This is a genomic window from Shewanella sp. 125m-1 (assembly GCF_052977065.1).
This window is the reverse complement of sequence record NZ_JBRILT010000037.1, coordinates 18,688-40,018: the sequence shown is the minus strand read 5'-3', so window position 1 is coordinate 40,018 and position 21,331 is coordinate 18,688. Positions and strand designations below refer to the sequence as shown.

Below are 21,331 nucleotides of genomic sequence, written 5' to 3'. Positions count from 1 at the left end.
GAAGCTCACGACTTTAGTTGTTAGACGAAGTCTAACTGAATCACGTTTATCAAGCGCAGCTTGATTGGAACTAGGGGGTGGGAAACATTCCCACATCACCATTACTGGTTTGCCAAAACCTCTTCCAATTTAAGCCCGGTCAGATCTCGAATAGTACGCCATAAATAATAAAAGGTCCCCATCATCATCAACATCGATGGCACGGCGATCATTGGGTAACTGTATAAGCTCAATTGCCCCAGCTGTTCATTGAACTCAGGGGTCCCGGCTGGGCTGGTGACTATCCATTTGGCCAGTATGTAATTCATGGTGGCCGAGAACGCGAACGAGCCGGCAACAAAATAGGTGGCTGTCATGAGTCGCTTTTCAAACGCCGCCATACAATTGTTCTGTTGTAAGCGCTTCATGATCTTATCTACGTCCATCACCGCTGGATTAAAGACCAAGACTTTAATTAGTGGCTTAGAAGTAAAGGTCGAAATAAGCACTGCAATGCCGATAGCGGCTGGAATCGCGGCTTCTTTAATTGCCAACCATTTAAGGTCAAGCTCCAGTAAACCAATGCCGCCGGTTAACATCACATTGGCTAAGCCAAGCAAGGCGATAAAATTAAACTTTTTATACTTTATTAGCTCAAATATGCCCCACCCTAGCGGAAAGCTTAACGCCAACATTAATCCACCACTCGCCCCGAGCTGATCATCACCACTTAGCTTCATTAGAATAAAAGCGGGGATGACGATACTCACTAACAGGTCAACCATAGGCCGAGGTTTATGTGTCGATGTACTACTCATATGTTGTTTTCCAGCCGAAGCATATAAGCTTCGAAAAAATTTAAAGATAAACCAGCGCTGCTTCTATGATCTTAGACTAGCCACTCTATGATGCCAGCATTGATACTAAACCGCGTACAGGGGCGTAAAAATACCTTTTTCTACCTCAGGTGTCACTCTTGTTCAAACATAACTGAGACTCAGCATGTTAGCCGCTACAATGTCTGAAACTGTACAAAAGAAAGTTGGCGACTCTTCTATGCCGAATAACCATTCCGTTGAGCAAACTCCAATCGCCATAAAAAACAGCTGTTATCTATGGCGATTATCGAAATGGATTGGAAACTATTTATAAAAAGAGCGTAAACAGAGGAAGCCGTTGCCCCGCTTTATAGAGTGTGAACAAGAAGCTGACACTCTCTATCAACAATGATCAAAATGTGCGTTTTCCATGCACATAAACTCAACTTGTTGCATCGACAAGACTGGCGGTTGTAGAACCTGTATCGACTCTGGATTAATGTCATCTAAACTCGCGACTTCATCAATCGCATTGCCGTAAGAGTTAGTCCGACCACAATAGATAAAATGCTTGTGCCAACGCACTAAGTACGCAGTTTGTGTTTTACCTTCAAAGGTTAATTCTGCTTCTAGCGCATGACACTCTTGGCCTTGGGCCGTTAATACCGCAACCACCAACTTAAGGTTATCAAACCCAGATAAGTTTAATGTTAGATACGGAGAGAAAATGGCTGCTACTGATTCAGATAACATAAAAATCCTTAAAAAAACTTTCGCTGGTTGGCAATACAAGCAAGTAATAATCACGGCCATCATAACTAATATAATCGACAACTTGCATACCGCCTTTACGAGTATGTGCGGCAAACGAGCCTGCGTTGTCTTCTGCGATAAAGGTCAACATATAAGGCAGTTCATTAGCGACCAGTTTTTTAATATAGCTCACAAGTGCTTCAAATATGCCCTGACCGCGATGACGACTATCAATCCATATTGGCCCATATTGACAGCAGTTCTTCTCGGTGAGTTTTGCGCGCTCATAATCAAGACGAGGTAAACGATTTAGCAAGTTACGATAGATAGGCCATTGCTTGAAGAAAGACCATCGCCCCGCAATAACATAACCGACTATAGCACCTTCAACTTCAGCCACAACCACCCAATGCTGATCCACCAATGTCGTTAAATCGGCCTGCGTGAACGATTGCCCCTCAAGTGAATTGTCGCGCTTATCGGCAACAAGCTCATCTTGTAAGTGTTCTTGCTCCAGTGCAACTAAGGTTGCGATATCGGCGGTTTTTGCACGTCTTATATTCATCTCTGTCTTCTACACTCAATCTTGGTTCTGTTGGAGTAAAAACACTAATTAACTAGCAATTATAACTGAATAATCGTGAGGGTCGTTAGGCTTCAAACTATCGTTATTTTTTAAGGAAGTGCATAAAACTGTAAATCCTTAACCAAAGTGACCAAGCGAGCATTACTTAGCCAGATACAGATCAGGTTTTTACATATTTAACATTCAAATAACCCAGCAAAGCCCGTATAGTTATTTGGCGATATAAGCTTGATAAAAGCCTATCTAGGCCTCCATAACAATAAGCGAGCTCACTCATGTTAGCGCAAAAAATCAATCATAACATTTGGATTAGGGAACAGGATCATCCTGCTATTAGCTTGCCGAGATGGCAACAACAAGTAGACTTAATTAACGACCTTTATCAATCTGAAGCCACTGTTATTCTTCAGTCTAATGGTGATAGAGGCCAAATAACATGTAGCAGTCCCCAGCAGACAGGTAACGCCTTTGCCGCTGGCGATATGCTCCAAAGAGAAGGGCTTATTGATGCCATTTGCGAAACAGTCAGCTACGGGTTAGTGCCATTTGAACCCGCTAAGCTCGGTGGCAGCTTTGCTGTTTTTAACACATTACTCGCTATCAAGCTCACTTGGCCTGATGGCAGACTATTTGGTTGCCTTGTGATCTGTAACCCCGCCAGTGATAAAATCAGTGCGACCTCTGCAGCGGTCTGCGAAACGGTAAAAGCACTTATTCAAGGTGAATTGAAGCAGATGTATATGATGGAGCAGCTGCAGAGAATGTCGGTTCAGGACGAATTTACCTGTATGCTCAATCCTTACGGTTTTAATTTAATGGCTCCTAGGCAGTTAAGCTTGAGTCGCCGCTTTGGCTCTCATGCCGGGATTATTATTCTAGAAGATGTCCCCTCTTCCCAACATCAGAAATACACCGAGACACAACGTATTCGAATTATGGCTAGGGTTATTTCAGAAAGCATGCGTGAAGCTGATATATCGGCGCGAATTCAAAACCAGCAATTTATTATTCTCGCCTTTGTTGATAACGAGTCTAACTTAGACAGTTTAATCGCCCGTTTGCGCAAACGACTCAGCAAGGAAGCACCGGAAATTAATCTTGTCACAGGCAAATGCTTTTTTACCCCAGACACTCAATTAACGTTAATTCCGATGCAGGAGCAAGCGACTGCAGATCTTGAAAGAAATCGGGGTTAATAGAAGATCCTAGGTTCTAGGTTCTAGGTTCTAGGTCCTAGGTCCTAGGTCCTAGGTCCTAGAAAATGCTAAGACGGTAAAAGCTGAAAGGCAAAGACAAAAAAGAGCCGGAAAGACCACATAGACGCTTGTGTAGGTCGGCATTTATGCCGTCATCTGTGATGGGCTAAAGCCCAACCTACATAAAAAACACAATGCCCTCTTTTGATTGTATAGCAGGACGAAGTCCGCTCTAGCCGCGACTTTACGAGTGTTCTTGGCTCCTGGCTCTTTAAAGCATTTTTGTAGGTCGGCATTTATGCCGTCATCTGTGATGGGCTAAAGCCCAACCTACATAAAAAACACAATGCCCTCTTCTGATTGTATAGCAGGACGAAGTCCGCTCTAGCCGCGAAGCGTCCTCGCAGCGAGTTTCGAGCGCTCTAGGTTCTAGGTTCAAAGTTAAACCGCTATTGTTGATTTTGCTTTTGTGCCCACTCTAAAAATAGTGCGATAGGAAACGGCGACATCATCACCATTCCTAACCCTGACAAACTCGCAATAATAACCATGCCTTCAACTTGTTGTGACATATTGGACATAAAATAGATACCAAGTGCACACAACAGCATGCTTAACCCTATCCAATGGAATATTTTTAGGGTTTTAATTACACTTTTTTGCACTGCCAACCGCCTTTTATTATCGATTTTAGACTAATATATTCACAAGATATTGATATTAACCACTTTGGATCCAGAACATGATAAAACAATCCTTAATCGTAGCAAGTTTGCTATTGGGTTTAGCAGCTTGTCAATCAACGCCTCAAACTCAAGTAGAGGATTTAGCCATTGAAGGTACATGGCACATTGAGTCAGCACAAGGTCAGCCTGTCATCGATTATAGCCCTGCAGAACTGATTTTTGATGCCGAAGGTAATCTAACCGGTAACAACAGTTGTAATAACTTTTTCGGTGGTTATGTACTATCTGGTCAATCACTGCAATTGCAACCCGCTGGTAGCACAATGAAAGCCTGTGTCGATGCTTTGATGGCGCAAGAGCAACGTGTAATGCAAGCGATGCCTAAAGTCACTCAAGCTGAAATGGCAAAAGGTAAGTTAGTGTTAAAAGATGCTGGTGACAATACAGTTATGGTACTCAGCAAAAAGTAAGACTCATTTTAAATCATTGCTGGGCGAGTTTTTGTTCGCAAGACGTTTCATGGCATGTTTCATGGGAGCCAGTTTGTTAGCAGTGAGATAAGACATTTATGACATAAAGACGATTTTTTACCGTCCTTGGTAAATCGCCATAAGTGTTCCAGACACAAAAAAACCGCCTGTTGGCGGTTTTTTATACGTTAAAACTCATCTTGGCACAGGCTACTTAAGACTTTAGCTTTTCTGCCATTTCAGCGCTGTCTTCAGCATTGGCGTTGTAATGTTCAACATCAATTTCACCTTCTGATTTTGCAATCACGGTCGTTGCCACTAGATCGCCAGACACGTTCACTACGGTACGTGCCATATCCAAGATACGGTCGATACCGGCAATTAGGGCGACACCTTCAAGTGGTAAACCAACGGTGGTCAATACTAACGTTAGCATTACAAGGCCCGCACCTGGCACACCTGCGGTGCCGATTGAGGCTAACGTTGCCGTTAAAATAATAGTGAGATAATCAACCCAGGTTAAATCGATACCAAAAGCTTGTGCAACAAACAGTGCCGTTACGCCTTGATAAAGCGCTGTGCCGTCCATGTTAATCGTGGTGCCAAGTGGCAATACAAAGCTTGAGATTTTCTTGTTAACACCTAGGTATTCGCTAGCACACTTCATACTCGCAGGTAAGGTGCCCGCAGAGCTTGATGTTGTGAATGCCACCGCAAGTGCATTGCTAATACCTTTAAAAAATTGAATAGGATTGAGCTTAGCAAACACCACTAAAACAAAACTGTAGAAGCCCACAACATGCAAGAAGCAGCCAATGTAAACGGCAATAATCACCTTGATTAACGGCATCAACATATCAACGCCATATTCACCAGCTACCCAAGCCATCAAACCAAATACACCGTATGGTGCTAACTTCATCACCATATCAGTCAGCTTATACATAGCCTCGGCTAGGCTCTCAAACACCTTGATGGCAGGTTTGCCATGCTCACCAATCAACACCAAAGCAACGCCTAGCGCGACGGCAAACACAATCACTTGTAGAATTTGCCCATTTGCTAGCGCTGCAATCGGGTTAGTCGGTACGATATCAATCAAGGTTTGCATGATTGATGGCGCTTGCTTAACCACTTCCGTTGTTTCGTGAGCCACCATATCTAAGCCAACACCGGGCTGCATAAAGTGACCAACGGCTAAGCCTACTGTGATTGCAATAGAGGTTGTGCCTAAGTAGAAAGCGAACGACTTGAAACCAATGCGGCCCATCTTTGCAGTATCTTGCATTGAGGTCACGCCGACAATTAAAGAACAGAACACTAATGGCACAATCAACATCTTGATTGTATTTACAAATAGCGTTCCAATTGGTTTCAAGTAGGTCGCCTGCTCACCTAAGCCGATACCCGTTAAAATACCTAACAGCATACCTATCATTATCTGTAACCATAGCGGCACAGACATCCAGCTCGACCACACTTTTTTCACCAGTGAAGGTTGTTGACTTGACATATTTAAACCTTGAAACATTTAAAGGGAGGACTACCAGCACATGACTAGTTCAAAATAACGCGGCAGTTTAGCATAAGCTTTAGAAGTGAGAGATGATCTGTATCACGCCGATAAATTCCATGGATTAGCTACAACAATAACCGCTAACGCACTGAGGAATTCATAATTTTATGCATCAAATTTTGAGGTTTTCACATTTTTAGAGAAATGCATTTGATGAAGTGCTGCGGGAGGCTGATCTCGCTCAATAAGATAGCTCCAATAAGCATCATCGAAACCTGAAAATATCGCTTTACCTTCGGCACGTAAAATCAGCCACCACCAAACGATACCCCAAAGCCCTAGAGTGAGTAACGTCAGTACAAAATGCCACACATGTTTAATCTCTTGTTCCTTTTTCATCGCGACTCCACTTAGATGAGGGCCATAGAAAAAGTCTAGCAGAGTTCGACTTTAGTCGAATAACCATGGTTAGACTTTAGTCGAATAAGAATAGTTAAAAAAATATCTGAGAGGCTTAAACTTCATGTTAAAGTGAGCGAAAAAAGGAACCCGATAGATGATAATTCGTAAAGGTCAGATGGCAGATCTGCAAGCACTGGTTAACTTTAATCAAGCAATGGCAGAGGAAACAGAAAACTTAGTCTTAGATGCAACAACTCTGACAAAAGGGGTCAATACTCTGCTGACATCAGCCGAAAAAGGTTTCTACCTTGTTGCTGAAGTTGACGGTGAAATTGCAGGCTCACTCATGGTGACATTTGAATGGAGTGATTGGCGCGCTAAAGACTATTACTGGATCCAGAGTGTGTATATTCGCCCTGAAAATCGCCGCCAGGGGATCTATGGCAAACTCTATCAAGCCGTTAAAGATATCGCTGCAGAAAACGATGGCGCGGCCAGTTTTAGACTCTATGTTGAAAAAGAAAATACCAATGCTCAGCGCACCTATAGCGCCTTAGGTATGGAGCAAAGCTACTACTTGATGTACGAAGAAAAGTAAGCTTTTATCAAAAAAATACATATGAAAAAGGCCATCATTTGATGGCCTTTTTGCTTTTTTGACAGCGATACTACATGTAAACGCCTAGCTCACTTCAAAAATTAACCGCAGATGCTGGTTACTTTGATTGCTAAACCGCCCTGGCTCGTTTCACGGTACTTAACGTGCATATCTTTGCCCGTCTCATACATAGTCGCGATAACTTTATCCAAGCTCACCTTTGGTGCGCAGTTACGGCGCATTGCCATACGTGATGAGTTAATTGCTTTAACAGCAGCAATCGCATTACGTTCAATACATGGTACTTGAACTTGGCCAGCAACTGGGTCACAAGTTAGACCTAAGTTATGCTCCATGCCAATTTCAGCAGCCATACAGACTTGCTCAGGGTTAGCCCCCATTATTTCAGCAAGACCCGCTGCAGCCATAGAACATGCCACTCCAACTTCACCCTGACAGCCAACTTCAGCACCAGAGATTGAAGCGTTACGCTTATATAGCGAACCTACTGCAGCCGCAGCTAGGAAGAAGCGAGTGTACTCTTGCTTGCCAACAGGCTTAATGAACTTGTCATAGTAAGCAAGAACAGCTGGGATAATACCCGCTGCGCCGTTAGTTGGTGAAGTCACTACGCGGCCACCGGCAGCGTTTTCTTCACTCACTGCCATTGCAAATACGTTGATCCAATCAACGATTTCCATTGGGTCGCTAGATAGACGCTCACCCGTTTGTAACTGGCGGTAAAGTGCTGGAGCGCGACGAGCCACTCGTAGCGGACCGGCTAGTACGCCTTCAGTTTGACAGCCTTTTTCAATTGCTTGATGCATGGTTGCCCATACTGCACCAAAGCCATCGTAAATCGCTTCTTCACTGTTGAAACACAGTTCATTCTTGAACATGATAGTGCTGATGCTTAGGCCAGTCTCTTTACAGGTCGCTAGTAGCTCATCGGCAAAGTTAAACGGGTATGGCACTTCAACTGGGTTTTCAACTTCTTTGCCAAATTGTGATTCTTCAACAATAAAGCCACCGCCAACTGAATAGTATGTCTTGCTTAATACTACGTCGTCGCCACTGTATGCGTGCAACATCATGCCGTTTTCATGCAATGGTAATGCGTGGCTATGGAAGATAACCGCATCGTGACCAAAGTCGACTAACTGCTTTTCGATGCCCATTGGCAGTTTGTGCGTTTTTTCGACGTCAGCAATAAAGCTTGGGATCCCGTCAATATCTACATCGTGCGGTGAGTTACCACCTAGACCCACAATAATTGCGATATCGGTATGGTGCCCTTTACCGGTTAACGACAAAGAACCAAAAATCTCTACGCTCAAACGTGTCACTTGTTCAAACTGACCCGTTTGACGAACATCATCGATAAACTCTTTGGCGGCCTTCATCGGCCCGACAGTATGAGAGCTCGATGGACCCACACCTATCTTAAAAATATCAAATGCGCTAAACATAAAAACACCTCGGGAAAAAGAGGAAAAACCGGGAGAACTCCTGGCTTAGTCAAACAAATGGAATCATAAAACTTAATGGATAACGCCTAAGCAAGTGCTTAAACATTAAAAAGCCAGGCTATCTCAAAATGCTATCGCATAAAGAAACAACCCAGCTTTTAGCGTTATCTTTTTACATCATACCAAACAGAATCGCAGTCATAGCAAGTAGACCTGCAACCACAACAAAGATGTTGCTGAAACGACCACGGTATGCAGCTAGAGCTGGCACTTTGTGAATCGCATACATTGGCATTAGGTAAAGAATCGCAGCGATGATTGGACCACCTAGCGCTTCAATCATACCCAAAATGCTTGGGTTGATAATGGCCACGCCCCAGATAGTGAAGAACATGAAACCTAAAATAAACTTGTTCAGTTTAGAATCAGAAACTTCTTTTCCACTCGAACGTAGTTGCTTAGTGATTAACCCTTTCATGCCTTCAGTCGCACCCATGTAGTGACCGAAGAATGAAGAGATAATCGCAACGAAAGCAATGAATGGACCGAAGTAGCTTACAAAGCCACTTTCATGCACGTTTGCCAAGTAAGAAAGAATTGGCAAGTTCATCGATTTCGCTTCAGCAAGTTGCGCTGGCGATAGTGCTAATACGCATGAAATTACAAACATCATCACGAAACCAACCAACATAAATGTAGTGTTACGTAAGATCACGTCTGCTTTGCGTGCTGCATTTTTACCATGTTCACGCTTCAATGACACAGAGAACTGTGAGATCGCTGGCGAATGGTTAAAGGCAAAAATTAGTACTGGGATAGTCAACCAAACCGTACCTAAGAAGTCTACAGTGTCTGGCACAACTTGTAGCGCATCTGTTTTCCAATCAGGGATCAGATATACAGACATGAATGCTAAAATCGCAACTAATGGGTATACCAATAGCTGAGTCACTTTAAGCATCATTTTTTCACCCGCTACCATCACTGACATCATGCCAAGAATTAATACTCCTGATAAAATGAAGCGTGGTGGCGATGCCATGCCTAGCTGGTTTACAATAAAGCTATCAACAGTGTTGGTAATACCCACACCGTAGATTAAAACGATTGGGTAGATAGCAAAGAAATAAAGCAAAGTAATTGCCTTGCCCGCACCCACACCAAAGTGCTCTTCCACTACGTGGGTGATGTCACTGCCTGGCTTGCTTGATGAGCAAACAAAACGCGACAAACCACGGTGAGCGAGGTAAGTCATTGGACCGATGATAGCAACCATCATCATTAGTGGCCAAAAACCGCCCATACCTGCGTTAATTGGTAGGAATAAAATTCCGGCACCGACAGCAGTACCGAACAAACTCAACATCCAAGTCGTATCTTGACGTGTCCAAGGCATTGACTTAGTCGTTGCCGTATCATTTTGTACCACTTCTTGTGTACAGATCGCGTCTTTTTGCATTCTTGTTACCTTAAAGGTGCTGACAGGCACCGTTTAATTTTGATCTCAGGAGTAATTTCGCGGTTAAGAGTATCCTAATGCATCCGCTAAATATTGATCTGGGTTCACATTCTGTAATTGATTTTCAAATCGTAATCAAATTGAGAGCTAGATCGCTTATTTGATGTAATAAGTTTTCATTTGTTCATCACAAACGCAACCGAATCGAACCTTAAACTAACATTAAGTTTACGTAAATCATGAAATACTCATGTACAGCCTCTAATCTTGAAAACTTCTGAACGGACATAGATCGCAAAAATACCAATTTACCGACACTGACCATCAACTCAATGTCGGTTTTTGAAGCGTGTCACAGCTTTAAAAGGCAAAATTCACCCTCTTATTAGGTAATCTAATGATAAATTTTGTTAATTTATATTGAACATTAGTTAACCAGCGTTAAATCCATACAAGTAATCCTTTTTCAGGCCAATTATTTAATGGTGAAGATAAAGATAAATTACAATAAACTGGTGGGACAAAAGAGTTCCCTACTCGAGAAAAGATAACCAAAATGAAAGACACAATAACCATCATCGTGGGCTCAAAGAATCCCGTTAAAGTGGGTGCGGCTCAAAGCGCCTTAACCCGCCTTTTTCCCGATTGCAATATCGAGTGTCAAGGAGTGCATGCGCCGTCATTAGTGGCTGACCAACCGATGAGTGAAGCAGAAACAAAACTAGGCGCAATCAATCGAGCCAAATATTGCCAGGACAATTATCAAGCCGATTACTATATTGCGATGGAAGGCGGCGTTGACTTGTTTGATCATGGTCCTGCGACATTTGCCTATATCGCAATTACACATAAAGCACAGGTGAGCGTGGGGCGCGGCGCACAACTGCCCTTACCCATGCAGGTTTATCAAGCGTTAACCCAAGGCCAAGAGCTAGGCCATGTGATGGATGACATGTTCAATACGGTCAATATTAAACAGAAAGGCGGCGCGATAACCTTGCTCACTGAAGGTCATGCAACGCGTCAGGGGAACTATACCCAGGCGATCATTCTTGCCATGGCACCTATGCTACACCCGCATCTGTACATTAATTAGCCATCGCTTTATTATTTTTATCTTAAGATACTTGATTTTGAAAAGTAGTCCTCGTAAGTTAGGTGTTAATCGCAACTAAACAAGAACTGTTCGATGAATCAAGCTCAAGATAATAGCCCTTGTGTCGCTTCTCAATTACGCCGTCTCTCTAGGCAGCTTATCCGTCAACTAGGCATGTTAAATGCTGCCTGCGGTAATCAGCCTCTCTCCCCAGTTCAAGCTCATACGCTAATTGAGTTAGGCGAGAACACCTACTCTATTAAGCAATTGGCCGATATTCTCAATATCGACAAATCCAACGCGAGTCGAGCCGTCAGCCATCTGGTCGATAAAGGCTTTGCCAAGTCACAATCTAACCCAAGAGACAACCGCAGTTTAGTGGTGCAAATTAGCCCCAAAGGCAAAAAGCAGCTGGCCCTGTTAAATGAGCAGCAAAACCTACAGTTTAGTGAAATTATGGCCCAGCTCCCCGCTGAACATATTGCCGAGCTAGAGCTATCACTTAGGCGTTATAACAAAGCTGTGATGCAATCTAAGTCGCAGCAAGGCTATTGCATTAGAAGCATTACAGCCCAGGACAATGAGCAGATCGCCCAGGTGATCCGCCAAGTCTCCGCCGAATATGGCCTAACAGCAGATAAAGGCTATGGCGTAGCCGATAAGACCCTAGATAGCTTGAGTGAGGTTTATCAGGCTCAAAACGCCCATTACTGGGTCATAGAGTTAGAGGGCAAGATCCTAGGCGGGGCAGGCATCGCCCCATTGGCAGGACACGCTGACACCTGTGAACTACAGAAGATGTATTTCTCCACCGAGCTGCGCGGCAAAGGGTTTGCTAAGCGCCTAGCCTTGCAGGCCATCCGTTTTGCTAGTGAGCAAGGTTATACCTCCTGTTATCTAGAAACCACTGCTAATCTTATTGAAGCGATTAAGCTCTATGAGTCGCTAGGCTTTAAGCATCTCGATAGGCCAATGGGTAATACTGGCCATGACGCCTGTGAGATAGCCATGCTGCGTTCGCTGTCAGTAGACGAATCGTTTTATATAAAAGAAACATTAAACTGACGATAAGCTCATGGTTTTTATCGCTAAAGCTTGCTAGCCTCAAGTTAAAGTAGCCTTCGGGTATAAGAGAGTTTTTATGGAATATAGACGTCTTTCGCATTCAAGTTTACATGTTAGTCAAATCTGTTTAGGTACCATGACTTGGGGTGCACAAAACACCCAGGCACAAGCATTCGAACAACTCGATTATGCTATTGGTAAAGGCATTAACTTTATCGACACCGCAGAAATGTACCCAGTACCGCCCGAGGCTGAAACTCAAGGTGAAACTGAACGCATTTTAGGTCAATACCTTAAACAAAGAGGTAATCGAGAAAACTTAGTGATTGCGACTAAGGTGGCCGCACCGGGTGGTAAGAGTGATTATATTCGCCCAGATATGGCGCTCGATTGGCGTAATATTCATGCCGCCGTTGACGCCTCTCTAGAGCGTCTGCAAATCGATACCATTGATTTATACCAAATCCACTGGCCAGACAGAAACACGAACTTTTTCGGTGAGCTGAGCTATAACCAGCAAGATGAGCACGAGCAACTTACACCGATTATCGATACCTTAGAGGCACTATCGGATCTCATCAATGCAGGCAAAATTCGCTACATAGGGATCTCTAATGAAACGCCTTGGGGCTTTATGGAGTATCTGCGCTTAGCCGAGAAGCATGACTTACCTAAAATAGTCTCGGTGCAAAACCCCTATAATCTGCTCAATCGCAGCTATGAAGTGGGGATGGCTGAAATTAGCCACCGCGAAGAAGTACCGCTACTGGCTTATTCACCGCTGGCTTTTGGCGCACTATCGGGCAAGTACCTTGATAACCAATGGCCAGAGGGTGCGAGAATGACGCTATTTAAGCGTTTTGCACGTTACAACGGTACAGAGCTAGCACTTGAGGCCACTAAAGCCTATGTTGAACTGGCGCGTGAATTTAATATGAACCCAGCACAAATGGCGCTAGCCTTTGTTAATTCGAGAAAATTTGTTGCTTCAAATATTATTGGTGCTACCAATCTTGAGCAGTTAAAACAGAATATCGACAGTATAAACTGCACTATTTCACCAGAGTTGATGCAACGCTTAGATGAGCTGGCGTTGATTTATCGCCTACCTTGCCCATAAAAACAGGCTCTTTTAGCAGTCTAACCTTGCTTTAGGCGCTTAGATCTTACAAGATCTGAGCGCCTTTTTATTTTATCGATAACCTCGGATCGGATTAATGGATCTCTCAACGCTGCGGTCACAATTCCCAACTCTTGCTCAGTCTAATGATGGCTACCCACTGTGTTATTTAGACACGGCCGCCACCAGCCAGAAACCGCAGCAAGTGATTGATGCTATGAACCACTATTATCAGCATGATAATGCCAACGTGCACCGCGCAGCCCACCAACTGTCGGCCCGAGCCACCAGCCAATATGAAGCGGTGCGCGATAAGCTAAAGCAGTTTATTCATGCCAAGCAACGTGAAGAGATTATCTTTACTCACGGTGCCACTGAATCGATCAATATCGTCGCTAATGGCTTAACCAGCCAAATCAAAGCTGGCAGCGTGATTCTAATTGATAGCGCCGCCCATCACGCTAACATCGTGCCCTGGCAAGAGCTAGCCAAGCGCACTGGCGCGATTATCAAGCCGATTCCACTGACGGCAGATTGCCGGCTAGACATTGATGCTTTCGAGGCTTTGTTGAAAGAAAAGCCCGCCATCGTGGCGCTGAGCCATGTATCTAATGCCTTAGGTACACGCAATCCGGTTAACGAGTTAGTAGCCAAAGCCAAACACGCGGGCGCCCTCACCCTGGTCGATGGCGCGCAGGCTATCGCCCATCTTCGGGTCGATGTACAAAGTATCGGTTGTGATTTTTATGTCTTTTCGGGTCACAAGATGTATGGCCCTACCGGCATAGGTGTCTTATATGGTCGCTTTGAGGCTTTAGATAGCTTAAGCCCATTAATGACAGGTGGTGAGATGATAAAAACCGTCAGCTTTGAGCTGACCGAGTTTAGTCAGTTACCTAATCGATTAGAGGCCGGCACGCCAGCAATCGCTGAAGTGATAGGTTTAGGCGCCGCCATCGACTTTATTCAAGCACTACCAAAAGAGCAAGTACACGCCGCCGAGCAAGCACTGTTATACTACCTGCAAGATGAGTTAACCGCGCTTGGTGATGTGGTACTTTATGGCGCTCACCGCGATAATATCGGCGCGGTAGCATTTAATCTTAGCGACGAGCACCATCAGGATGTGGGCATTTTACTCGACCAACAAGGCATCGCGGTGCGCTGCGGCCACCACTGCGCGATGCCCTTGATGCAAAGTTTAGGCTTAAAAGGCTGCTGCCGTGCTTCCATTGGCGTTTATACTAATAAGGCTGATATCGACAGTTTTATCAACGCCATGAAATCGGTAAAAGAGTTGTTGATTTAAAAAAAGGTTCTAGATCCTAGGAAAAGCAGGTTCTAGGAAAGGCCAAGACGGTAAAGATTTAAGCAACAGATGGAAAGACAAAAGCTGGACCGTCTGTTGACTGTATAGCAGGACGAAGTCCGCTCTAGCCGCGAAGCGTTCTCGCAGCGAGTATACGAGCGCTCTAGATTCTGCGAATAAGAAGGTTCTAGGTTCTAGGTTCTAGGCAAAATCTAAGACGGAAAGCAAAACCAAACACAGTTTTATTTATTGTTATATTAATCATTTCAAATTAGGTCGAGTATGAGTCAGCAAGTTAAGCCCACCCAAGCAGAGTTTTTAGCATTAACACTTGAAAGTGATGCTCAAACGACACTAAAGCTATTTGAACAAGCCGGTAACTGGCAAGAGCGTTATCGTCAGATAATGCTGCTGGGAAAAAGTCTGCCTAAACTCGATGACAGTTTTCGTGTCGAAAGCGCTCAGGTTCGCGGCTGTGAGAGCAATGCTTGGCTATATCATAGTGAAATTGATGGTAAACACTATTTTGTTGCAGACAGCGATGCTCGCATCGTCAAGGGCTTAATCGCACTGCTACTGATAGCCTGCAACGGTAAAACCAGCAGCGAAATCAGCGCGTTCGCCCCTGACAGCTACTTTACTCAACTTGGGCTACATGGCCAGCTAAGCCCCTCGCGTACCAATGGCCTACTGGCACTGACTAAAGCGATAAAGTCTGCTTCGTAAACCAAAAGAGCTTAACGCCATTTCTTCTCAGAAAGATTCGACTTGCCTTTATTACATGCTGCGCAAAGGATCTGCAGATTCTCAATATCCAAAGCCAGTTCAGGATATTGAGAGCGAGGCTTAATGTGGTCTACGTGCATTATTGCGCCTTGGTCTGGCGTAATACCGCAACATGAGCAACGGCTACCGTACTTCATTAAAGCTTCATGCCTCAGCGTATGCCACTTACCTGAACTATAAAAATCTTGCTCAATTGGCTCACTAAAAGGTAGCTCATCACAATCATTAAAAATCTTCGGCTCAGACCCTGGAGCAAGAAATACAGCATGGCCATCGTTCACTTTAAGCCATTTCCATATCGCTTTTAATGCCCCTTTTTCAGTTTTATAAGACGCAGTTCGCCTCCTATCACTTCTAAAAGTAACCGACCACATGCAAAATCCTTTTGTATCAATTAATCTTGCGAACAGGCTAACATTTCACTTATACAAGGGCAAAGTAGCCCTGTACTCGAAAGCACAAATTGTTGGGGGGAGTCTTATCAAAAAGCAATCAATATCAGGAAGCTCATCTCAACATCGACAATGGCTCAAAGGCTAGCTGCTATTAAGCCGATGGAATGCCTTACCCGCCTGCGCTTTTACTACAAAACGCCGGAATTAAAGGCATTACACACACTAAACAGCTTGTCGAGACGCATGCCGACAAACTTACAGAGACAGATTAGCGATGGTCTTTTGAATCCCTACTACATCGGTGCCACGTTTGAGCTCTTTAACTAGTGGGTCTTTCTGGCCTGAAATCCAAATCTTAAGCTCGGCATCCATATCAAAAGTGCCCGCGGTTTCCACTTCAAAATGGGTTATCGACTTATATGGCACCGAGTGATAGCTGACCTTTTTACCCGTCACGCCTTGCTTATCAATTAAAATAAGCCGTTTATTGGTAAACACGAACATGTCGCGAATAACCTTATAAGCCAAGGTTAACGACTCATCGTCGGCCATAATAGGGCTTAATTCTTGGGTTAACTCCTCAAGGTTAACCTCTGAAGCATTACCCATTAGCGAATCTAATAATCCCATTGCTATTTTCCTTAATAGTGTGTGAGTGTTCGATTCGCCAACTTGTCGACGAACCTAATTCGTTGAGCGAACTTGTCTATTTTCGCCCACCACCATCATTTCACATTTCGGGCAGTCAAACACTAGCTTGAGCACATCTTTACCGATTTCTAACACCATAGGGTCGGCTTTGATGCCTGGTACTTCTTTTGGACAAAGATTGAAGTTAAAGCGCAAACAGTGCTTAGTCACCATTAATGGCACGTCTTCACTAATGCCATTTTTCTCATAGGTGTCTTGAATTTCAATCACGCCATGACGCTGGTAAAACGCTTTTGCTTGCTCATTTGCCACGTTGCCAAGATAGCTTAAGTGTTTAACCGGATAGACCGCGTCTTGATTATATTTCCACGCTTTAGGGCGCTGGTAATCGTTTACTCGTGTTAGCTCTAAAGCGGCCACAGTGTCACGGCGTAATCCGTTCAATATCGAGGTTGGAATAAACCAAGTCTCGGCGGTTTCAATCAAAATATTGTGCGCGGTAAAGTCGGTGCTACCAAGCTTTGCTAGTTGCTTACGCAAACCTTGCTGCGTTTTTTCAATATCCGTCGCCGCCGTTTTTTCAACAACTAATGACTGCATTGCACTGTGACCATAAACGTCGGTCATGGTTAGCGACACGCCATCAGCCGTATCCGCTAATACCAGATCAACGCCGATAATACGTTTAGATGACTCTTTAGCCAGTACAGATTCAAAGGCTTGGTTGTGGTTACGATAAATCGTCATGCCAACTTTTAGCTCTTTTGGCATACGTGCCACAAACAGCGTTAGCCCTTCGGCGCGGTTAACCCGCAGGCCCTTTAGCTTGTCATCAGACTGTTTGGCTTCGGCGTAATCACTTGGAAAGAAACACAAGCCATCGCCGTTATTGAATGTCTCATTTGAGGTCACTTCAATATAGTCATTGCCAATACGCTTAACCGTCGCCACTTCTTCACCAATATATTTAGGCGAGCGGAAGTCACTTACGCCCTGGCTGCGCTCATTAACGAAATAATCGGTGCGGCCACGGTTAAAGGTTTTTTCAGGATCAGGCGTAAAAGAATGTTCACAACGTCCGTGAGATGATGCGACAAACTCACTGCGACGCGCCATGATCTTGTCTAACTCTTGACGATAATGTGCTGTAACGTTTTTAACGTAGCTTAAATCTTTTAAACGCCCTTCGATTTTAAATGAGCGCACGCCCGCATCAATCAGGGCTTCAAGGTTGTCAGTTTGGTTATTATCTTTAAGTGATAACAAGTGCTCGTTTTGCGCTAGCACTTCGCCTTGGCGGGTTTTAAGCTCGCCCGGCAAGCGACACATTTGCGAGCATTCACCGCGGTTGGCACTGCGGTTGCTGAACGAGTGGCTCAAGTTACAAAGGCCGCTGTAGGCCACACATAATGCACCATGAATAAAGAACTCAATTTGCATATTGGTGTTAGCAGCGACATCGCGAATTTGGCTTAAACCGAGTTCACGGGCAAGTACCACTTGAGAGAAGCCAACTTGCTCTAAAAAAGCCACTTTTTCTGGGCTACGGTTATCCATTTGCGTACTGGCATGCAGTGCAATAGGAGGCAAGTCGAGCTGTAAGATCCCCATGTCCTGCACGATAAGTGCATCGGCACCTGCTTCGTAGACTTCCCAAATGAGTTTTTGCGCCGCATCGAGTTCGTCGTCCATCAAAATAGTATTGATAGCGACAAACACTTGGGCGTGATATTGATGAGCAAAGGTACATAAGCGCGCAATGTCTTCGACACTATTGCCAGCTGTGGCACGTGCACCAAACGCTGGACCACCGATGTAAACCGCGTCCGCGCCATGGCGAATGGCTTCGATACCATAGTCGGCATTTTTAGCCGGAGCCAGCAGCTCTAGACGATTATTTTGCATCTCTAATGGAGAATGCGTCTCGCCAGTAGGCTTGTCACCAGACTTATCGCTAGGGTTGTAGATGCCAACATTGCTCATAAAAATCACTCAAAAAAGGGAAATACAAATATTTTGGGCGAAGATTATAGCAAAAATGCCGAGCTTTGGCGTTAGCTAATATAAAATCAATTTTTGAGCGATTCGCTATAGGTCGGAGTGGCGATTATCACAGTGACAATTAGCCAAATGCAATTATCACAGTAGCAATTAATAGTGAACCGCTAACCAGATAGTCTCAACCTCTTCACTAGTCCACGCCACACGATGTTTTACATGGGCCGGAATATTAAGATATTCCCCCACACTTAGCTCAACCACTGCACCATCAATAAATTCCAGCCTAGCCGCGCCCTGCATCACCATCACCCACTCGCTGCGGTGTTGATCATACCATTCACCTAAAGGGGTAATATGCGCCTTAGAAATGATGCGTTCAATGAGCACATCGCCTTGCTCCACCAGCGGCTCAAACGCCTCTTCAATTAAGTCTTGTGGTAGTTTATTAAAGATATTGTGCTTTTCCATCCGGCCTCACTTTTGTCATTAACCGCAGCGCTAAGCGACTAGGATAATAATAGGCTACTACGATTATAAAATGGTGCAGATCTCCTCTAGCGACTTTTTCTGCAATGCATGTTCTGGCACGGTCGCATCATCACTTGGATAACCGGCAATAATCAACATATAGGGGCGCTCATTGCTGCTGTCGCGGCCACAGACTTTAGTTAAAAATGACATAGGTTTAGGCGTGTGAGTTAACGTACCGAGCCCTGCGTTATGTAGCGCCTGAATTAAAAAGCCTGTGGCAATCCCCACCGACTCATGTACGTAATAGTTAGCCTTTTGTTCGCCCTCTTCCTCTGAGCGTTTTTGACTAAAAATGGCAATCAACCAGGGGGCATGTTCAAGGTAAGGTTTGTCGGCATTGGTGCCTAGAGGCTTAAGCGCATCGAGCCACTCTGCACCTGCACGACCAGCGTAAAAGGCTTGCTCTAACGCCTCGGCCTCGTGACGAATTTGCGCTTTAATTTCTGGGCTATTAATCGCCACAAAGTGCCAGGGCTGATGATTGGCCCCATTAGGTGCGGTGCCCGCCGCAAGAATGCACTTTTCAATGATCTCCTTAGGCACTGCGCGGTCTGAAAACTTACGGATAGAGTGGCGGCGCTGCACCTCTTTATAGTTTTGTGTCGCGCGCTCGAGCATCTCTGTTTGAGGGTATTCGATAAAATCATTAAGTGGATGATGCGTATCTGTCATATCGGTTCCTTCACTTGCCCTTCAATTGATCTACCTGTCAGGCCTAGTGTGCCTCAACAACCGTTTTTAGCTTAGTCAGTCCTAGGCTTAAGTCATTCCCAATCATGCCCTCAAAGTCCATAAACAGGAACATCAAATTCATCGGGTACGCTAACTGTCCGTCAAAGCCCCATATCACTCGCGTTTGATCTGCAGAAATAGCCTGAGTTTCGATATAGGCCAAATCCGTTGACTCAAAGGGTTTAAAAAATCTCAGCTCATAATCGATTCGCTTATCGTCATCAATACGCATAATCTCTTGTTCACCCACGCCAACGTCTTCTTTGTCACTCGCCCAACCAGCAACAAAGCCCACCATACCGTCTGTGCCGCGGTAGTTTTTTTGCATATCAGGATCCATCTGCGCCCAAACACTAAAGTTATCTTGGTTTTTAAGCAACTTAACGTAATCGAACACTTCTGCAACGGGCTTGTCTATGGTGATTTGCGATGTCACCGAATAATGGTTAGTGACAAACAAAGCCACAATAAATGGCGCAGCGATGACCACTAATATCAAAAGCAGGAATCTTTTCAGCATTATCATTTACTCTTTTTGATAAGAAGCATGACCTATTTATACTGCTGTCGTGCGAGATGAATTAAGAATATACATATTATTAACACAATGACAATTTTGGCTGATTAATTGGGTTAACCTCTCGCAAGCCTCAAGGTATTAAAATAGGCTGGGAGAGGGTAAAAATGGCATAAAAAAAGACAAGCTATACTTGTCTCTTTTCTATGTTCAACTTTCTATTTGTTCTTTCTATTTATGTAAGTTGTTTAAACAAATAGCCGTAATCATTAAAGCCCTAATCTCGCCATCAGCTTTTGGTTTTCAGCTTCGATGTGTTTATAAAAATCACAATCTGTAAGCTTTGATGCGGCGGCTTCATCGATGACTAACACCGCATCTTGGTGCAATTGCAACGCAGAAGCTGGGCAAGCTGCGGTTAATGCCCCTTCCACGGTCGCTAAAATCGCATCAGCTTTATTTTCGCCTGTAGCCAATAACACCACCTTCTTGGCATCTAATATGGTGCCAATTCCCATGGTGATCGACAGGTGTGGCTGATACTCACCCGCGTCAAAAAAGCGCGCGTTATCATCAATCGTGGCCTTAGTTAAGGTTTTTACTCGTGTGCGCGACATCAAACCAGATGATGGTTCATTAAAGCCAATATGACCGTTACGGCCAATGCCGAGTAACTGGATATCGATGCCACCAGCCGCCTTAATTTGCGCTTCATAACCATGGCACGCTTCAATCGGGTTAGCTGCGTCACCTGGCGGCACAAAAGTGTGTGACTTATCAATATCGATATGGTCGAAAAGCTGCTCATTCATAAAATAGCGATAGCTTTGAGGGTGCGTTCCCTCAAGACCTAGATATTCATCTAGATTGAAAGTGGTGACATGTTTAAAGCTTATCTGCTCAGCCTTATTCGCCGCTATCAAGCCTTGATATAGCGAAACGGGTGTCGAGCCTGTTGCCAATCCCAATACCGAATCAGCCTTTTTCTGCAGCTGTTTAATAAAAATGTTGGCGCCGTATTCAGCAACCGAGGCACTGTCTTTTAATATTACGATTTGCATAAACTTGATCCAATATATGTGAGCGGCAGTTGACTATGTAACATAACTATAACCTCTAATGACAACGCTGTCATTAGCTATTATTTAGGCAAGTGACTCGCTCAACAGAACAGCTCGGAATCAAATGCTATCGAT

At 44.4% G+C, this 21,331-nt stretch carries 23 protein-coding genes; 8 read left to right on the top strand and 15 right to left on the bottom strand.

The window, feature by feature from the left end; genetic code table 11:
• Nucleotides 1-101: 101 nt before the first annotated feature.
• From ACVBIK_RS15230 to ACVBIK_RS15220, 3 genes are all read right to left on the bottom strand, one after another.
• Complete coding sequence (locus ACVBIK_RS15230; RefSeq protein WP_447170036.1) at nucleotides 102-797, bottom strand: VC0807 family protein; 696 nt, start codon at nucleotides 795-797, stop codon at nucleotides 102-104.
• A 402-nt stretch (nucleotides 798-1,199) separates the two neighbouring features.
• Nucleotides 1,200-1,550, bottom strand: coding sequence for a hypothetical protein (locus ACVBIK_RS15225; RefSeq protein ID WP_447162162.1), 351 nt, complete (start codon nucleotides 1,548-1,550; stop codon nucleotides 1,200-1,202).
• A complete protein-coding gene (locus ACVBIK_RS15220; RefSeq protein ID WP_447170035.1) occupies nucleotides 1,540-2,115 on the bottom strand; it encodes an N-acetyltransferase family protein in 576 nt (191 codons plus the stop codon). The genes ACVBIK_RS15225 and ACVBIK_RS15220 overlap by 11 nt, the downstream gene beginning before the upstream one ends.
• 296 nt (nucleotides 2,116-2,411) lie before the next feature.
• On the opposite strand from ACVBIK_RS15220, the gene ACVBIK_RS15215 reads away from it, so the two are divergent.
• Nucleotides 2,412-3,332: a GGDEF domain-containing protein gene (locus ACVBIK_RS15215; protein ID WP_447162164.1), complete on the top strand. Its 921-nt coding sequence runs from the start codon at nucleotides 2,412-2,414 to the stop codon at nucleotides 3,330-3,332.
• 449 nt (nucleotides 3,333-3,781) lie between these two features.
• On the opposite strand, the gene ACVBIK_RS15210 is transcribed toward ACVBIK_RS15215, so the two are convergent.
• Nucleotides 3,782-3,997 carry a hypothetical protein gene (locus tag ACVBIK_RS15210; protein ID WP_447162165.1) on the bottom strand — a complete coding sequence of 72 codons (216 nt, stop codon included), beginning with the start codon at nucleotides 3,995-3,997 and terminating at the stop codon, nucleotides 3,782-3,784.
• Between the two features lie 77 nt (nucleotides 3,998-4,074).
• Here ACVBIK_RS15210 and ACVBIK_RS15205 point away from each other — a divergent pair, with 77 nt between their 5' ends.
• Entirely contained in the window at nucleotides 4,075-4,488 is a 414-nt protein-coding gene (locus tag ACVBIK_RS15205; RefSeq protein ID WP_447170034.1) for an META domain-containing protein, read from the top strand.
• A 214-nt stretch (nucleotides 4,489-4,702) separates the two neighbouring features.
• On the opposite strand, the gene ACVBIK_RS15200 is transcribed toward ACVBIK_RS15205, so the two are convergent.
• Together ACVBIK_RS15200 and ACVBIK_RS15195 are read right to left on the bottom strand one after the other, a co-directional pair.
• Nucleotides 4,703-6,001, bottom strand: coding sequence for a dicarboxylate/amino acid:cation symporter (locus ACVBIK_RS15200; RefSeq protein ID WP_447162167.1), 1,299 nt, complete (start codon nucleotides 5,999-6,001; stop codon nucleotides 4,703-4,705).
• Between the two features lie 168 nt (nucleotides 6,002-6,169).
• Nucleotides 6,170-6,403: a hypothetical protein gene (locus ACVBIK_RS15195; RefSeq protein WP_447162168.1), complete on the bottom strand. Its 234-nt coding sequence runs from the start codon at nucleotides 6,401-6,403 to the stop codon at nucleotides 6,170-6,172.
• Between the two features lie 157 nt (nucleotides 6,404-6,560).
• Here ACVBIK_RS15195 and ACVBIK_RS15190 point away from each other — a divergent pair, with 157 nt between their 5' ends.
• The gene (locus ACVBIK_RS15190) at nucleotides 6,561-7,004 is read left to right on the top strand and encodes an N-acetyltransferase family protein (RefSeq protein WP_447162169.1); all 444 of its coding nucleotides are present in this window, start codon (nucleotides 6,561-6,563) and stop codon (nucleotides 7,002-7,004) included.
• A gap of 101 nt (nucleotides 7,005-7,105) precedes the next feature.
• Here the strand turns inward: ACVBIK_RS15190 and ACVBIK_RS15185 are convergent, their stop codons facing one another.
• Both ACVBIK_RS15185 and ACVBIK_RS15180 read right to left on the bottom strand, forming a co-directional pair.
• Nucleotides 7,106-8,473: an L-serine ammonia-lyase gene (locus ACVBIK_RS15185; protein WP_447162170.1), complete on the bottom strand. Its 1,368-nt coding sequence runs from the start codon at nucleotides 8,471-8,473 to the stop codon at nucleotides 7,106-7,108.
• 172 nt (nucleotides 8,474-8,645) lie between these two features.
• A complete protein-coding gene (locus tag ACVBIK_RS15180; protein ID WP_447162171.1) occupies nucleotides 8,646-9,932 on the bottom strand; it encodes an aromatic amino acid transport family protein in 1,287 nt (428 codons plus the stop codon).
• A 556-nt stretch (nucleotides 9,933-10,488) separates the two neighbouring features.
• On the opposite strand from ACVBIK_RS15180, the gene yjjX reads away from it, so the two are divergent.
• From yjjX to ACVBIK_RS15155, 5 genes are all read left to right on the top strand, one after another.
• Nucleotides 10,489-11,028, top strand: a complete 540-nt coding sequence (gene yjjX / locus ACVBIK_RS15175) for an inosine/xanthosine triphosphatase (protein ID WP_447170033.1) — start codon at nucleotides 10,489-10,491, stop codon at nucleotides 11,026-11,028.
• Nucleotides 11,029-11,121: 93 nt separating this feature from the next.
• The gene (locus ACVBIK_RS15170; RefSeq protein WP_447163190.1) at nucleotides 11,122-12,093 is read left to right on the top strand and encodes a bifunctional helix-turn-helix transcriptional regulator/GNAT family N-acetyltransferase; all 972 of its coding nucleotides are present in this window, start codon (nucleotides 11,122-11,124) and stop codon (nucleotides 12,091-12,093) included.
• A 76-nt stretch (nucleotides 12,094-12,169) separates the two neighbouring features.
• The gene (locus tag ACVBIK_RS15165; protein ID WP_447162174.1) at nucleotides 12,170-13,213 is read left to right on the top strand and encodes an NADP(H)-dependent aldo-keto reductase; all 1,044 of its coding nucleotides are present in this window, start codon (nucleotides 12,170-12,172) and stop codon (nucleotides 13,211-13,213) included.
• A gap of 97 nt (nucleotides 13,214-13,310) precedes the next feature.
• Nucleotides 13,311-14,522, top strand: coding sequence for an aminotransferase class V-fold PLP-dependent enzyme (locus ACVBIK_RS15160; protein WP_447170032.1), 1,212 nt, complete (start codon nucleotides 13,311-13,313; stop codon nucleotides 14,520-14,522).
• A 282-nt stretch (nucleotides 14,523-14,804) separates the two neighbouring features.
• Nucleotides 14,805-15,248 (top strand): SufE family protein, encoded by a 444-nt coding sequence (locus ACVBIK_RS15155; protein ID WP_447170031.1) that lies wholly within the window; start codon nucleotides 14,805-14,807, stop codon nucleotides 15,246-15,248.
• An 11-nt stretch (nucleotides 15,249-15,259) separates the two neighbouring features.
• Here ACVBIK_RS15155 and ACVBIK_RS15150 read toward each other — a convergent pair whose 3' ends face one another.
• From ACVBIK_RS15150 to nagB, 7 genes are all read right to left on the bottom strand, one after another.
• Nucleotides 15,260-15,682: an HNH endonuclease gene (locus tag ACVBIK_RS15150; RefSeq protein WP_447163187.1), complete on the bottom strand. Its 423-nt coding sequence runs from the start codon at nucleotides 15,680-15,682 to the stop codon at nucleotides 15,260-15,262.
• A 276-nt stretch (nucleotides 15,683-15,958) separates the two neighbouring features.
• Nucleotides 15,959-16,333, bottom strand: a complete 375-nt coding sequence (locus ACVBIK_RS15145) for a PH domain-containing protein (RefSeq protein ID WP_220759134.1) — start codon at nucleotides 16,331-16,333, stop codon at nucleotides 15,959-15,961.
• A 54-nt stretch (nucleotides 16,334-16,387) separates the two neighbouring features.
• The gene (locus ACVBIK_RS15140) at nucleotides 16,388-18,259 is read right to left on the bottom strand and encodes a peptidase U32 family protein (RefSeq protein WP_447170042.1); all 1,872 of its coding nucleotides are present in this window, start codon (nucleotides 18,257-18,259) and stop codon (nucleotides 16,388-16,390) included.
• 246 nt (nucleotides 18,260-18,505) lie between these two features.
• Nucleotides 18,506-18,823 (bottom strand): cupin domain-containing protein, encoded by a 318-nt coding sequence (locus ACVBIK_RS15135; protein WP_447162178.1) that lies wholly within the window; start codon nucleotides 18,821-18,823, stop codon nucleotides 18,506-18,508.
• 63 nt (nucleotides 18,824-18,886) lie between these two features.
• Nucleotides 18,887-19,558 (bottom strand): nitroreductase family protein, encoded by a 672-nt coding sequence (locus ACVBIK_RS15130; RefSeq protein WP_447170030.1) that lies wholly within the window; start codon nucleotides 19,556-19,558, stop codon nucleotides 18,887-18,889.
• A 43-nt stretch (nucleotides 19,559-19,601) separates the two neighbouring features.
• Nucleotides 19,602-20,138: an SRPBCC family protein gene (locus tag ACVBIK_RS15125; RefSeq protein WP_447170029.1), complete on the bottom strand. Its 537-nt coding sequence runs from the start codon at nucleotides 20,136-20,138 to the stop codon at nucleotides 19,602-19,604.
• 266 nt (nucleotides 20,139-20,404) lie between these two features.
• The gene (gene nagB, locus ACVBIK_RS15120) at nucleotides 20,405-21,196 is read right to left on the bottom strand and encodes a glucosamine-6-phosphate deaminase (RefSeq protein WP_447162181.1); all 792 of its coding nucleotides are present in this window, start codon (nucleotides 21,194-21,196) and stop codon (nucleotides 20,405-20,407) included.
• Nucleotides 21,197-21,331: the final 135 nt, after the last annotated feature.